The sequence below is a fragment of the Paractinoplanes deccanensis genome, assembly GCF_016862115.1.
Taxonomy (GTDB): Bacteria; Actinomycetota; Actinomycetes; order Mycobacteriales; family Micromonosporaceae; genus Actinoplanes; species Actinoplanes deccanensis.
The window spans coordinates 23,305-38,048 of the sequence record NZ_BOMI01000181.1; the positions used below are offsets into that span (position 1 = coordinate 23,305).

Genomic DNA, 14,744 nt, shown 5'->3' on the forward strand with positions numbered 1-14,744 from the left:
CGTACCGACCTGTGTTAGCCCTGGATGTTTTCTGTGAAGGCTTTATCCGGATTTAGGGTGGGCAAACTGACCCGGAAGGTCGCCCCCTGCCCCGGTTCCGAGATCACCTCGACGGTTCCTTGGTGTGACCTGACGATCGCCGCGACGATGGCCAGACCGAGTCCCGTGCCGGTCGCCGCCCGCTGGGTGTTGCGGGTGCGGGCCTCGTCGACCCGGTAGAACCGCTCGAAGATGTGAGATTTTTGCTCGTCGGACAGCCCCGGCCCGGTGTCGGCCACCTCGAACACCGCCCGGCCGCCCGGCTGCGCGTAGACCCGCAGGGTCACCGTCGCGTCGGCCGGCGTGTGCACCAGGGCGTTCGTCATCAGATTACCGATCACCTGGCGCAGGCGGGCGTCGTCGCCGTTCACGACGAGGCTCTCCGGGCTGTCCCGGATCTCGAGCTCGATGGCGCGCTCGGGCGCCGTGGCCTGTGCGGCCTCCACCGCGTCGAGCGCCAGCACCGGCAGCTCCACCGGGGCCAGGTTGAGCGGGCGCTCCCGGTCGAGGCGCGCCAGCAGCAGCAGGTCCTCGACGAGCAGGCCCATCCGGGCGGCCTCGTCCTCGATGCGGCGGACCAGCTTGGCCACGTCCTCGGGGTCGGTCACGGCGCCCTGGCGGTAGAGCTCGGCGAAACCGCGGATGGTGGTCAACGGGGTACGCAGCTCGTGGGAGGCGTCCGCGACGAACTGCCGCATCTTGCCCTCGGAGCGCACGGCCCGGGCCTCGGAGTGCTGGGCGGCCTCGGCCGCCTCCTTCGCCGCGGCCTCGGCGGCGAGGGCCGCCGCCTCGGACTCGGCGCGGGCGGTGAAGGCGGCCTCGATCTGGGCGAGCATGGCGTTGAGCGCCCGGGAGAGCCGGCCGAGCTCGGTCGTGGGTGGCCCGCCGTGGCCCTCGGGATCGGGCACACGCTGGGTGAGGTCGCCGGCGCCGATCGCCGCCGCGGTGCGCTCGATCTGGTGGAGCGGGATCAGGCTCTGCCGTACGAGGGCCGCGCCGACCGAGGCGAGCGCGATCAGCACGCCGACGCCGACCAGCAGGTCGACCCAGAGCAGCTGGCTGACCGCCTGCTCGATCACCGACAGCTTCTCGGCGACCTGGAGGACCGCGCCACTGTTGTCGACCACGACCAGGGCGCGCCACGCCACCTTGCCGCTGGGCGACTTCACCGTGTACGGCTCGCCAAGCACGGCGTTGATCGCGTCGAGGCCCTTGACCAGCGGCGGAAGGTCCTGGACGGTGAGCGACTTGTCGCCGTACCACGGCTTGCCGTTGCCGCCGCGCACGCCGCTGACCGAGCTCACCGACACATAGAAGTCGGACGGCAGGGGAATCTCGGCGCTCTGCCGCAGCCCGGCGATGGTGCCCGCATAGACGCTGAGGGTCGAGTCCACCCGGGTCAGCAGGTAGTTGTGCAGGGCGTAAGTGCTCGCCGCGCTGATCGCCACGAGGGCGGCGAAGACCAGGGTGAGCACGGAGGCCACGAGCTTGACCCGCAGCGGGACCGTGCGCAGCTTTCCCTGCAGCGGGAGCGTGGTGCGTACCCGCTCGGTGAGGGTCACGGCGCGGCTCAGACGGCGGGTTTGCGCAACACGTACCCGACGCCGCGCAGGGTGTGGATCAGCCGCGGCTGCACGTTGTCGACCTTGCGCCGCAGGTAGGAGATGTACGACTCGACGATGTTGTCGTCACCGCGGAAGTCGTACTTCCACACGTGGTCGAGGATCTGCGCCTTGGACAGCACCCGGTTGGCGTTGAGCATGAGGTAGCGCAGCAGCTTGAACTCGGTGGGCGAGAGCTGCACGCGCTGACCCGCGCGGTAGACCTCGTGGGTCTCCTCGTCGAGCTCGAGGTCGGCGAAGACCAGGCGCGACGGCTCCTCGTCGCCCTGGGTGGTGCGGCGCAGCACCGCCCGGATGCGGGCGGTGAGCTCCTCGAGGCTGAACGGCTTGGTGACGTAGTCGTCGCCGCCCAGGGTGAGGCCGCGGATCTTGTCGTCCGTGCCGTCCCGGGCGGTCAGGAAGACCACGGGGGTGCGCTGGCCGCCCTCGCGCATGAGCCGGATGACCTCGAAGCCGTCGAGGTCGGGCAGCATCACGTCGAGCACGACGAGGTCAGGGGTGGAGTTCTTCGCCGCGCTGACCGCCGCGCTGCCGCTCGTCGCGGTGCTCACGTCGAAGCCGGCGAATCGAAGGCTGGCGGAGAGCAGTTCGAGGATGTTCGCGTCGTCCTCGACGACGAGCAGTTTTGCCTCGGCCTGCTTGGGCTGGGTCTGAGCGGCCATGCCGCCATTGTTTATCAGTCCGCTGCGACTGGCCTGCACGGCGGCTGAAAGTTTTCTGAGAGGCCGCTTAGGCCGCCAGGCGGTATCCGGTCACGCGGAGCGAGGACTGCGCGGCGCGGGCGAGCGCCTTGCGGCCGGCGCCGTCGGCGGGCCGCAGGGCGGGGGCGGTCACGAGGGTGACCGTCAGCGACCGTAGCGCGGCCACCCGGCGTACCGAATCCCAGAGGGTGTCGTCGCCGATGAAGGCCGCCGCCGTGGAGTCGTAGACGATCGAGGCCGGCACCACGGGCGCGCCCGCGTCGATCGCCGCCTGGAAGAGCGCGGGCCGGAACGTGCCCTGGTTGGCGCCGCAGTAGGTGGTCCCCTCGGGGAAGGCCGCGACGGTCCGGCCGGACCGCAGCGCCGCGGCGACCTCGGCCACCGTGCCGGGCAGTGCCCGGGGCCGGGAGCGGTCGATGAAGATCGCGCCGGAGAGGCCGGCCAGCGCGCCGATCCCCGGCCACGCGCCCACCTCGCCCTTGGCCACCAGGCGCACCGGCGCGAACGCCATCAGCACCAGGATGTCCAGCCAGGAGACGTGGTTGGCGACCAGCAGGCTGCCGGGCCGCACGGCCGGCCCCTGCCGCACCACCTTGACGCGCAGGACCGCGAGCATGGTGCGGGCCAGGGCCCGCAGGGCGAGTCCCCGCAGCAGGGGCACGATCACCAGGCCACCCAGGAGTACGCCGGCGAGCGCCAGCATGCGCAGGACCGGAGTGCCGGGGAGCGCCCGCCGGTCGAGCCCGTCACGGCACAGCGCGGTGCACCCGGACACCGGCTGCCACAGGGCGATCATCGGGCGGCTCCGAGGAAGTGCCGGCGGTACCGCGGGTCCAGCCGGTCCATGGAGAACAGCACGTAGAAGTCGGCGCAACCGAAGTCCGGGTCGTACGCGGGCCGGCCACACACCCAACTGCCGATCCGCAGGTAGCCCTTGAGCAGCGCGGGCGGCTGCACCTTCGGGTCACCGGTGAGGTCGGTCATGGTCAGCCAGTCACGGCGCGGCGTCACCCGCAGCGCCGGCGGGGAGAGGTGCTTGGCCTGCACGCGCGCCCAGACGCCGGCCGCCGTGGCGCCACCGTCGTCGAGCGGCACCGAGGCGCAGCCGCCGAGCCAGCGCAGGTTGTTGAGGTGCAGGTAGCGGGCGATGCCGGCCCACATCAGGTTGACGACCGCGCCGCTGCGGTGGTCGGGGTGCACGCACGAGCGGCCCGTCTCGACCAGTTGATCGCGCAGCGGGCGCAGGCCGGCCATGTCGAACTCGCCGTCGCCGTAGCGGCGCCCGGCCCGTTCGGCGGCCTTCGGGGGCAGCATCCGATAGGTGCCGACCACCGCGCCGGTCGCGTCGTCGCGAACGATCAGGTGGTCGCAGTACTCGTCGAACTCGTCGACGTCGCGCCCGTCGGGCGAATCGGGGAGGCGGGCGCCGAGCTCGCCGGCGAACACCTCCCGTCGCAGCCGCTGCGCGGCGGCGACCTGCTCGGCATCGTCGGCGATCAGCAGGGTGTAGCCGCTGGTCCCGGTGGGGGCGGCGGCTGTCAGTAATACGGCCATGTGACTTGTGTAAGGGTGATACCTGCCGATGGAATGTCGCCGCAGGTGGCGATTCATGGCCGAGAAATGAACGGCTTGTGCGAGCCTTCCGCACATGCGTATTTCTCAGAGGTTCAACGGGCCGCCGGGCACCGGGAACGGCGGTTGGTCGGCCGGTGCCTTCGCGGTCGCGGCCGGCGCGCGGGTGGGCGGGCCGCTGCTCGAGGTGACGCTGCGGGTGCCGCCGCCGCTCGAGACGGAGATGCGGTTCGAGGACGGCTCGGTGCTCGACGGCGAGACGGTGGTCGCCACGGTGGCCGAGGCCGGCGGGCCGCTGCCGGTCGTGGCGCCGGTCGCGCTCGCGGAGGCCGAGGAGGCCGCGCGGTCGTACGCCGGGTTCACCGCCCATCCCTTCCCGACCTGTTACGTCTGCGGCACCGAGCGCCCGGACGGGCTGCGCATCTTCCCCGGGCCGCTGCCGGACGGGCGTACGGCAGCGCCCTGGTCCGTGCCCGAGCAGGAGATCGGCCTGCCGACGGTGTGGGCGGCGCTGGATTGTCCCGGTGGCTGGACAGCACTGCGGACCGGCCGCACCTATGTGCTGGGGCGCATCGCGGCCGACGTCGCCAGGCTGCCGGAACCGGGCATGACCTGCGTGATCATGGGTGAGGCCGTCGAGTTCAGCGGCCGCAAGGCGCTCGTCAACTCCACCGTTCACGCACCGGACGGATCGGTGCTCGGCGCGGCACGGGCCACATGGATAGCGACGACCTAGTATTTTGACCTCTCCCAGGGGGAAAGGACCTTCGATGAGCACCGACGAGATCGTCGTCGAGCACCTCACGAAGCAGTACAAGCGCCTGCGCGCGGTGGACGACCTCTCGTTCAGCGTGCGCGCCGGCCGGGTGACCGGGTTCCTCGGCCCCAACGGCGCGGGCAAGACCACCACGCTGCGCATGCTGCTCGGTCTCGTCACGCCCACCGCCGGCCAGGCCACGTTCGGCGGCACCAGGTACGCAGAGCTGGCCGACCCGATCAAGCACGTGGGCGCGGTGCTCGAGGCGTCGAGCGCGCACCGCGGCCGCACCGGCCGCAACCACCTGCGGATGATCTGCCGCGCGGCCGGCCTGCCGGACAGCCGGGCCGACGAGGTGCTGACGATCGTCGGGCTCACCCCCGCGGCCAACCGCAAGTTCAAGGGCTACTCGCTGGGCATGCGCCAGCGGCTCGGCATCGCCGCGGCGCTGCTCGGCGACCCGCGGGTGCTGATCCTCGACGAGCCGGCCAACGGTCTCGACCCCGAGGGCATCCGCTGGATGCGCGACCTGCTCAAGGCGCTCGCCGCCGAGGGGCGCACCGTGCTGGTCTCCAGCCACCTGCTGGGCGAGATGCAGCTGCTCGCCGACGACGTCGTCATCGTGGCCGCCGGCAAGCTGATCCGCCAGGGCCCGGTCGACGACGTGCTGGGCACGATGGGCACCGGCGCGCACGTGCGGGTGCGCACCCCGCAGCCGGCCGAGCTCAAGGCCGCCCTGTCGGAGCTGAACGCGACAGCGACCGAGCAGACCGACGGGTCGCTGATGGTCGTCGGCGCGGAGGCGGCCGCCATCGGGCACGCCGCCTTCGCCGCCTCGGTCGAGCTGCACGAGCTCGCCACCGAGCGCGGCGACCTCGAACAGGTCTTCCTTCAGCTCACGGCCGGAAAGGCGGGCATCCGATGAGTCTCAGCCTGGTCAACGCCGAGCTGTTCAAGGTCCGTACCACCTCGATCTGGTGGGTCCTCGGCATCGTCCTCGTCCCGCTCTACGCCGCCAGCGTGCTGGTCAACTGGGCGCAGTTCGCGGCGGGCCAGCCCGACGAGGGCCTCTCCGACACCCAGTCGGCGCAGATCGAGGCGGCGCTGGAGCCGGTGAACGTGGCCACCACGCTCTACACCAGCGGCCAGTTCTTCGGCGTGCTGATCGTGGTGCTGCTCGGCGCGATCATCGTGACGAGCGAGTTCTTCCACCTGACGGCGACCACCACGTTCCTGACCACGCCGCGACGCGAATCGGTGATTCTGGCGAAGTTCGGCGCGGCCGTCGTCATCGGCCTGCTCGTCTGGCTGATCACCACGGTGCTCAACCTGATCGTGGTCCCGCTGATCATGAACCAGCTCGACGTGCCGGCCCAGCTCGGCACGGCAGCGGTCTGGCGGGCCATCGGGCTCAACGCGCTGGCGTTCGGGCTCTGGGCGATCCTCGGCGTCGGCGTGGGCGTGCTGATCCGCAGCCAGATCGCCGCGACCCTGGTCCTGGCCATCACCTACGTGGTCGGCACGCAGGCGATCGGCCTCATCTTCTTCCTGCTCAGCGAGTGGGTGGCGGAGTGGTTCAACAAGCTTCAGGTCATCGTGCCGACCACCGCGTCGCAGCTCATGATCTCGGGCACCGAGCTGCCCGGTAACCCTCCGCGGTGGGTCGGCGCCGCCGTGCTGATCGGCTACGCGGCGGTGACCGGCGTGCTCGGCACATTGATCACCAAGCGCCGCGACATCAGCTGACGCAAGCTAATCTTCCCCCGACGTGGGAACAGTTCGCCCGACGGGACGGCGTAGCCTGGATGCCGAATCCTTCCCGTCCCATGTGACGAAAACAGTCGCGTGCTGACAAACATGGTGAAAGAGGCGAACACGGAAGTGTCGACCCAGCAGACTTCGCATGAGAACCCACTCGCGGACTTCGGTCCCAACGAGTGGATCGTCGACGAGATGTACCAGCGATACCTGGCCGACCCCACCAGCGTCGACCCCGCCTGGCACGACTTCTTCGCCGACTACAAGCCGGCGATGGCCACGGGTTCGATCGTGACGCCCGACGAGGCGACCGCGGCGAACGCCACCGCGAGCGCCAAGCGCGCCGGCACGGACGCGCCGGCCGCGACCACCGTGGCTCCTGTCAAGCCGACTGTTCCCGCCTCTGCGCCGGCGCAGGAGAAGCCCGCGCCGAAGCCGGCTCCCAAGCCGGCGCCGAAGCCGACGCCCGCCGAGGCGAACGGCAAGGTCTCCGAGGGCACCAAGACCACCACGCTGCGCGGTGTCGCTGCCAAGATCGTACAGAACATGGCGGCCTCGCTGGACGTGCCGACCGCCACATCGGTGCGCACCGTCCCGGCCAAGCTCATGGTCGACAACCGCATCGTCATCAACAACCACCTCGCCCGCGGGCGGGGTGGCAAGGTCAGCTTCACCCACCTGATCGGCTGGGCGCTGGTCCGCGCGGTCATGAAGCACCCCGAGATGAACAACTCGTTCGCCGAGGTCGACGGCAAGCCCGCCCTCGTGCAGCCCGAGCACATCAACCTCGGCATCGCCATCGACCTCGCCAAGAAGGACGGCTCCCGCACGCTGGTCGTGCCGTCCATCAAGAACTGCGAGACGATGGACTTCCGCAAGTTCTGGCAGGCGTACGAGGACGTGGTCCGGCGCGCCCGCCGCAACGAGCTGACCATGGACGACTACGCGGGCACCACGATCTCGCTCACCAACCCGGGCGGCATCGGCACGGTCCACTCCATCCCGCGCCTCATGACCGGCCAGAGCGCGATCATCGGCGTCGGCGCCATGGAGTACCCCGCGCCCTACTCCGGCATGAGCGACGAGACCCTCACCGACCTGGGCGTCAGCAAGGTCACCACGCTGACCAGCACCTACGACCACCGGGTCATCCAGGGCGCGCAGTCCGGCGAGTTCCTCAAGGCGATGCACGAGTTCCTGCTCGGCGACCACGCCTTCTACGACGAGATCTTCACGTCGCTGCGCATCCCGTACGAGCCGGTCCGCTGGGTCCGCGACGTCGCCAAGACGTCCGAGGGCCAGATCGACAAGGCCGCGCGGGTCGTCGAGCTCATCCACGCCTACCGCGTGCGCGGCCACCTGATGGCCGACACCGACCCGCTCGAGTTCGCCATCCGCCGCCACCCCGACCTCGACGTGCTCCAGCACGGCCTCACCCTGTGGGACCTCGACCGCACGTTCCCGGTCGGCGGCTTCGCCGGCAAGCAGCGGATGAAGCTGCGCGACGTGCTCGGCGTCCTGCGCGACACGTACTGCCGCCGGGTCGGCATCGAGTACATGCACATCCAGGGCCCCGAGGAGCGGCGCTGGATCCAGGACCGCATCGAGATCAAGTACACGAAGCCCGACGCGGACGAGCAGAAGCACATCCTCAACCGGCTCAACGCCGCCGAGGCCTTCGAGACCTTCCTCCAGACCAAGTACGTGGGCCAGAAGCGGTTCTCGCTCGAGGGCGGCGAGTCGCTGATCCCGCTGCTCGACGCCGTGCTCGAGTCGTCGGCCGAGGCCGGGCTCGACGAGATGGTCATCGGCATGGCCCACCGCGGCCGGCTCAACGTGCTCGCCAACATCGTCGGCAAGCCGTACGAAAAGATCTTCAACGAGTTCGAGGGTCAGATGGACCCGAAGTCGGCGCACGGCTCCGGTGACGTCAAGTACCACCTCGGCCAGACCGGCAAGTACACGACGCCGGACGGCGAGCACTCGACGACCGTCAGCGTGGTCGCCAACCCCTCCCACCTGGAGGCCGTCGACCCGGTGCTCGAGGGCATCGTCCGCGCCAAGCAGGACCGGCTCGACCTCGGCCTGCACGGCTACACGGTCCTCCCGGTGCTGGTGCACGGCGATGCCGCGTTCGCCGGCCAGGGCGTGGTCGCCGAGACGCTCAACCTCTCCCAGCTGCGCGGCTACCGCACCGGCGGCACGGTGCACGTGGTCGTCAACAACCAGGTCGGCTTCACCACCGCCCCCGAGTACAGCCGCTCCTCGCTCTACTCGACCGACGTCGCCCGCATGATCCAGGCGCCGATCTTCCACGTGAACGGCGACGACCCCGAGGCCGTCGTGCGGGTCGCGAAGCTCGCCTTCGAGTACCGCCAGGCGTTCAACAAGGACGTCGTGATCGACCTGGTCTGCTACCGGCGCCGCGGTCACAACGAGGGCGACGACCCGTCGATGACCAACCCGCGCATGTACGAGATCATCGACACCAAGCGCTCGGTCCGCAAGCTCTACACCGAGGAGCTGATCGGCCGCGGCGACATCACCGTCGACGACGCCCAGGAACAGCTGCGCGACTACCAGTCCCAGCTGGAGCAGGTCTTCAAGGCCACCCGCGACGCCGCCGGCACCCCGCCGCGGCCCCGGGTGATCTCCGAGGAGCCCGAGCCCGAGGTCGAGACCGCTGTCGACGCGTCCGTCGTGCGCGCGGTCGGCCAGGCGCACATCGAGCTGCCCGAGGGCTTCACCCCGCACAAGCGCGTCCAGCAGCTCCTCGAGCGCCGCGCCAAGATGGCCACCGAGGGCGGCATCGACTGGGGCTTCGGCGAGCTCGTCGCGTTCGGCTCGCTGCTCAGCCAGGGCGTCACGGTCCGGCTCGCCGGCCAGGACTCGCGCCGGGGCACGTTCGTCTCCCGGCACGCGTCGATCGTCGACTCCAAGACCGGCAAGGACTTCCTGCCGCTGTCGGCGCTCACCACCGGCACGGCCCGCTTCTTCGTCCACGACTCGCTGCTCAGCGAATACGCGGCGATGGGCTTCGAATACGGCTACTCGGTGGAGAACCCGGAGGCGCTGGTCCTCTGGGAGGCGCAGTTCGGCGACTTCGCCAACGGCGCCCAGTCGATCGTCGACGAGTTCGTCTCCTCCGGCGAGGTGAAGTGGGGCCAGCAGTCGTCGCTGGTGCTGCTGCTCCCGCACGGCCAGGAGGGACAGGGCCCCGACCACTCGTCCGGCCGCCCCGAGCGGTTCCTCCAGCTCTGCGCGCAGGACAACATGCGGGTGGCCAACCCGACCACCCCGGCCAACTACTTCCACCTGCTGCGCCGCCAGGCGCTGTCCACCAAGCGCAAGCCGCTGGTGGTCTTCTCGCCGAAGTCGCTGCTGCGGCACAAGCTCGCGGTGTCCTCGGTCGCCGAGTTCACCCAGGGCACGTTCCAGCCGGTCATCGGCGACGCCGGCGTCAACGGCACGCCGCTCGACGCCGGTGCGGTCAAGCGGGTGCTGCTCTGCTCCGGCAAGGTCTACTACGACCTGTTCCAGGCCCGGGCCGAGCGCGGCGTCACCGACACCGCGATCATCCGGATGGAGCAGATCTACCCGCTGCCGGTCAACGAGCTCAAGGCGATCCTGGCGCAGTTCCCCAACGCGGAGGACTTCGCCTGGGTCCAGGAGGAGCCGGCCAACCAGGGTGCCTGGTCGTTCGTCGCGCTCAACCTGCTCGAGCACCTCGAGGGGGTCCGGCTGCGGCGCATCTCCCGCCCCGCCGCCGCCGCGCCGGCGGTCGGCTCGGCCAAGCTGCACGACGCCGAGCAGACGGCGCTGATCGAGGCCTCTCTGCCCCGGCCGTAGTTCCGCGGATTCGACGGGGGGCGCTCCGCTTCGGCGGGGCGCCCCCTCTTACTATCCGGGCATGTACTTCACCGATCGCGGCATCGAGGAGCTGGTCGAACGGCGTGGCGAGGAGACCGTCACGCTGGAGTGGCTCGGCGAGCAACTGCGCACCTTCGTCGACCTCAACCCGGAGTTCGAGACCCCGATCGAGCGCCTCGCCACGTGGCTGGCCCGCGACGACGAGGACGAGGACGAATAGCCGCCCGATCCGGCGGGTGGAGCTCTCCGCCGACGCCGAGATCGACCGTCAGCAGTGGTGGGCACGGATCCCGGCGGTCCGCGCCCTGCTCGATCATGGGCTGAACATCCCGGCCGGGGTGACGTTCCTGGTCGGCGAGAACGGGTCGGGCAAGTCGACGCTGATCGAGGCGCTGGCGATGGCGACCGGGCTCAACCCGGAGGGCGGCTCGCGCGGGGCGATGCACTCCACGCGAGCCACGGAGTCACCGCTCGCCGGCGCGTTGCGCGTGATTCGCACCCCGGGCCGGCGCGTCAACTCGTACTTCTTGAGGGCCGAGACCACCCACGGGCTGTACACGTATCTTGAGAGCCTCCCCGGCGAGAACCCCGACCGCGGCCTCCATGATCAAAGTCACGGCGAGGGATTCCTCGAGCTGCTCTCCCGCAAGTTCCGGGGCTACGGCTTCTACCTGATGGACGAGCCCGAGGCGCCGCTGTCGTTCACGTCGACCCTGGGGCTGCTCGCGAAGCTCGACGAGCTGCGGGCCACAGGAGCGCAGGTGGTGATCGCGACGCACTCGCCGCTGCTGACGGCCCTGCCCGGGGCCACGATCCTGTCCCTCGACGCGTCCGGGATCCGCAAGGTCGCGTGGGAGGACCTGGAGATCGTGGCGGACTGGCGGGGCTTCCTCGCCTCCCCGACCGCGTACCTCCGCCGTTTGTGACAGTTATCCACAAGGTCGGTCGTCATCCACAGTTAGGACTTTCGGCCCGGCGGCCCGTCAACCCGGCCGGTAGGTTGGGCTCGTGGCACGAAGCGTCTATGTGACGGGTCTGGGGCCGAGCACCGGCAAGGGCACCGTCGCGCTCGGATTGGTCGAGTTGCTCTCCCGGCAGGTCGCGCGGATCGGCGTGTTCCGGCCGCTGGTCGCCGACGCCGAGGACGATCCGCTGCTCACCCTGCTGACCATGCGCTATCCGGTGGTGGCGCCCTACGCCGAGTCCTACGGCGTGACCACCGCCGAGGCGAGCGCGCTGGTCGCCGACGGCAAGTGGGAGGAGCTGATCTCCCGCATCGTCGAGCGCTACCGCCAGGTCGAGCGCGAGGCCGGCTCCGTCGTGGTGATCGGCAGCGACTTCGCCGCCGGCGCGAGCGCCGCCAAGGAGCGCGACGAGATCCCGCGCGAGCTCGGCTTCAACGCCCGCCTGGCCACCGAGTTCGGCAGCGTCGTGATCCCGGTGATCAGCGGCGCCGGCCGCGGTGTGGAGTCCCTGGTCGCCGCCGCCCGCAGCGCCTACCACTCCCTCACCGACCTCGACGCCACCGTCCTCGCCGTGATAGCCAACCGCGTGCCGGCGGGCGCCCTCCCGGCGGCCTCCTCCTCCCCCTCGTCCGCCTCCGCCTCCCCGGCGCCGGCCTCGCCCTCGCGTGCCGCCTCCACCTCTTTGCCGGCGCCCACTCCCGCCTCGCCCTCGCCCGCCTCGCCCTCCTTCGCTGGTGGCGGCTCTGCGGGGCTGCCTTTCGACGCCGGGCTGCCGGTGCCGATGTGGCTCATCCCCGAGGTCGCGGCCGTGGCCGCGCCCACGGTGGCCGAGGTGGCCGAGGCGCTGAACGCGACCGTCGTCTCCGGCTCGGCCAGCGCGCTCGACCGCGACGTCCTCGACTACGTGGTGGGCGCCGCCCACGTGCCGGCGCTGCTCGACCACCTCACCGACGGGGCGCTGCTGATCACCCCCGGCGACCGGGCCGACCTGCTGGTGGCCGCCAGCGCCGCGCACGCGGCGGGCAACGTCACGCTCTCCGGCCTGGTCCTCACCCTCGGCGAGCGCCCCGACGAGCGGGCCGTGCGGGTCATCGAGCGGCTCAACACGGGCCTCGCCATGCTGGTGGTCGACTCCGACAGCTACCACACGATCTCCGCCGCCGGCCGCATCGAGGCCAGCCTCGGCACGGATACGCCGCGCAAGGTCGAGGCAGCGCTGGGCGCCTTCGAGAGCGGCGTCGACACCGCCGAGCTGACCCGCCTGCTCGACGTGGCCCGTTCCGCCCGGGTCACCCCGCTCATGTTCGAGAACGATCTGATCGACCGCGCCCGCGCCGAGCGGCGCCACCTGGTGCTCCCCGAGGGCACCGAAGAGCGCATCCTGCGGGCCACCGAGACGCTGCTGCGGCGCGGCGTCGCCGACCTCACGCTGCTCGGCGACCCGGCCGAGATCACCCGGCGCGCTCGCGAGCTGGGCCTCGAGATCGGCGGCGCCCGGCTGGTCGACCCCGAGACCAGCGAGTGGCGCGACGACTTCGCCGCGACCTACGCCGAGCTGCGCAAGCACAAGGCCGTCACGCTCGACCTGGCGTACGACGTGGTGCGCGACGTCAACTACTTCGGCACCCTGATGGTCCGGGCCGGGCTCGCGGACGGCATGGTCTCCGGCGCCAACCACACGACGGCCGCCACGATCCGCCCCGCCTTCGAGATCATCAAGACGGTGCCGGACGTCTCGGTGGCGTCCAGCGTCTTCTTCATGCTGCTCGCCGACCGTGTGCTGGTCTACGGCGACTGCGCGGTCAACCCCGACCCCGACGCCGCCCAGCTGGCCGACATCGCCCTCTCCTCGGCCCGCACGGCGGCGGCCTTCGGCATCGAGCCCCGCGTGGCGATGCTGTCCTACTCGACCGGCAGCTCCGGCGCCGGCGCCGACGTCGAAAAGGTCGCCGCGGCCACGGCCCTGGTGCGTGAACGCTCCCCCGAGCTCCCCGTCGAGGGCCCCATCCAGTACGACGCCGCCATCGACCCCGCCGTGGCGGCCACGAAGCTCCCCGACAGCGCGGTGGCGGGCAAGGCAACGGTCTTCATCTTCCCCGACCTCAACACCGGCAACAACACATACAAGGCCGTCCAGCGCTCCGCCGGCGCCGTAGCCGTCGGCCCCGTCATGCAGGGCCTGCGCCGCCCGGTCAACGACCTGTCCCGCGGAGCCACCGTCAAGGACATCGTCAACACGGTGGCCATCACGGCCATCCAGGCAGCGGCCCGATGAAGCACTCACCCCGCTCCCACATGATCGACTTCCTCTCCTGCATGATCAGATTCGACGTCGCGGCGGTGACCTCATGACCCGGGTGCTGGTGCTCAACTCCGGTTCCTCGTCGGTGAAATACCGGCTCTTCGACGGCTCCTCCACCGTGGCCAAGGGCCTCATCGAGCGGATCGGCGAGCCCGGCGGCGACACGGCCGACCATCGGGCGGCGCTGCAACAGATCATGGATGCGGTCGACCTGGCGGGGCTCGCCGCCGTCGGTCACCGGGTGGTGCACGGCGGGCCGGAGTTCAGTGCACCCACCGTCATCGACGACGAGGTGGTCGCCCGCATCGAGTCGCTGGTGCCGCTCGCGCCACTGCACAATCCGGCCGCCCTGACCGGCATCGAGGTGGCCCGCAAGCTGCTGCCCGACGTGCCCCAGGTGGCCGTCTTCGACACGGCCTTCCACGCCACGATCCCGCCTGAGGGCGTCACCTGGGCGATCGACGCATCGCTCGCCGAGCGGTGGCAGATCCGGCGGTACGGCTTCCACGGCACCTCACATGCCTACGTGGCCCGCCAGACCGCCGCCCTGCTCGGCCGCTCGCCCGGCGACACCAACGTGATCACCCTGCACCTCGGCAACGGCGCGAGCGCCTGCGCCGTCCGCGGCGGCCAGAGCGTCGCCACGTCGATGGGCATGTCCCCGCAGGGCGGCCTCGTCATGGGCACCCGCAGCGGCGACATCGACCCGACGGTCGTCTTCCAGCTCCACCGCGTCGCCGGCCTGCCCATCGAAGAGATCGAAAACTCCCTGACCCGCCACGCCGGCCTGCTCGGCCTCACCGGCGAGAACGACCTGCGCGCCGTCATCAAGCGCCGCGCACAGGGCGACGAGGCCGCCACCCTGGCGTTCGACGTCTACTGCCGCCGCATCCGCGAATACGTCGGCGCCTACATGGCCGTCCTCGGCCGCGTGGACGCCATCACCTTCACCGCCGGCGTGGGCGAAAACTCAGCCCCCGTCCGCGCCGCCGCCCTGTCGGGCCTGGAGCCCCTCGGCATAGCCGTGGACCCATCCCGCAACGAGGCCAACGACAGAGTCATCTCCCCCGACGGCACCCGCATCCCGGTCTGCGTGGTCCCCACTGACGAAGAACTGGAGATCGCCGACCAGTCCCGCACGGCGCTGTCCCTGCCCCG

Annotated in this window: 12 protein-coding genes; 8 read left to right on the forward strand and 4 right to left on the reverse strand. The window is 70.9% G+C overall.

The features are described 5' to 3' along the window. Window positions 1–14: 14 nt before the first annotated feature. The 4 genes from Ade02nite_RS42880 to Ade02nite_RS42895 all read right to left on the reverse strand — a co-directional run bounded on the left by Ade02nite_RS42880 (window position 15) and on the right by Ade02nite_RS42895 (window position 3,916). Entirely contained in the window at window positions 15–1,601 is a 1,587-nt protein-coding gene (locus Ade02nite_RS42880) for a sensor histidine kinase (protein WP_203776719.1), read from the reverse strand. 8 nt (window positions 1,602–1,609) lie between these two features. Next, on the reverse strand, window positions 1,610–2,323 hold the full coding sequence (locus Ade02nite_RS42885; RefSeq protein ID WP_203776721.1) for a response regulator transcription factor: 714 nt from the start codon (window positions 2,321–2,323) through the stop codon (window positions 1,610–1,612). 67 nt (window positions 2,324–2,390) lie between these two features. Further along, window positions 2,391–3,158, reverse strand: coding sequence for a lysophospholipid acyltransferase family protein (locus Ade02nite_RS42890; RefSeq protein ID WP_203776722.1), 768 nt, complete (start codon window positions 3,156–3,158; stop codon window positions 2,391–2,393). Then, a complete protein-coding gene (locus tag Ade02nite_RS42895) occupies window positions 3,155–3,916 on the reverse strand; it encodes a GNAT family N-acetyltransferase (RefSeq protein ID WP_203776724.1) in 762 nt (253 codons plus the stop codon). Before Ade02nite_RS42895 ends, Ade02nite_RS42890 begins: the two co-directional genes overlap by 4 nt. Before the next feature lie 94 nt (window positions 3,917–4,010). Here Ade02nite_RS42895 and Ade02nite_RS42900 point away from each other — a divergent pair, with 94 nt between their 5' ends. The 8 genes from Ade02nite_RS42900 to Ade02nite_RS42935 form a co-directional block, all read left to right on the forward strand. Next, the gene (locus Ade02nite_RS42900; protein WP_203776726.1) at window positions 4,011–4,670 is read left to right on the forward strand and encodes a hypothetical protein; all 660 of its coding nucleotides are present in this window, start codon (window positions 4,011–4,013) and stop codon (window positions 4,668–4,670) included. Between the two features lie 34 nt (window positions 4,671–4,704). Continuing rightward, window positions 4,705–5,616 (forward strand): ABC transporter ATP-binding protein, encoded by a 912-nt coding sequence (locus Ade02nite_RS42905; RefSeq protein WP_203776728.1) that lies wholly within the window; start codon window positions 4,705–4,707, stop codon window positions 5,614–5,616. Then, window positions 5,613–6,437 carry an ABC transporter permease subunit gene (locus Ade02nite_RS42910; protein ID WP_203776730.1) on the forward strand — a complete coding sequence of 275 codons (825 nt, stop codon included), beginning with the start codon at window positions 5,613–5,615 and terminating at the stop codon, window positions 6,435–6,437. The genes Ade02nite_RS42905 and Ade02nite_RS42910 overlap by 4 nt, the downstream gene beginning before the upstream one ends. A 135-nt stretch (window positions 6,438–6,572) precedes the next feature. Beyond that, window positions 6,573–10,298 carry a multifunctional oxoglutarate decarboxylase/oxoglutarate dehydrogenase thiamine pyrophosphate-binding subunit/dihydrolipoyllysine-residue succinyltransferase subunit gene (locus tag Ade02nite_RS42915; protein WP_203776747.1) on the forward strand — a complete coding sequence of 1,242 codons (3,726 nt, stop codon included), beginning with the start codon at window positions 6,573–6,575 and terminating at the stop codon, window positions 10,296–10,298. Window positions 10,299–10,359: 61 nt separating this feature from the next. After that, window positions 10,360–10,539: a DUF6104 family protein gene (locus Ade02nite_RS42920; protein WP_203776732.1), complete on the forward strand. Its 180-nt coding sequence runs from the start codon at window positions 10,360–10,362 to the stop codon at window positions 10,537–10,539. 16 nt (window positions 10,540–10,555) lie between these two features. Beyond that, the gene (locus tag Ade02nite_RS42925) at window positions 10,556–11,245 is read left to right on the forward strand and encodes an AAA family ATPase (RefSeq protein ID WP_203776734.1); all 690 of its coding nucleotides are present in this window, start codon (window positions 10,556–10,558) and stop codon (window positions 11,243–11,245) included. An 82-nt stretch (window positions 11,246–11,327) separates the two neighbouring features. After that, window positions 11,328–13,559 carry a phosphate acetyltransferase gene (pta, locus tag Ade02nite_RS42930; protein WP_203776736.1) on the forward strand — a complete coding sequence of 744 codons (2,232 nt, stop codon included), beginning with the start codon at window positions 11,328–11,330 and terminating at the stop codon, window positions 13,557–13,559. Between the two features lie 73 nt (window positions 13,560–13,632). Continuing rightward, the coding region (locus Ade02nite_RS42935; protein ID WP_203776738.1) for an acetate/propionate family kinase at window positions 13,633–14,744 on the forward strand (1,112 nt) is incomplete at its 3' end.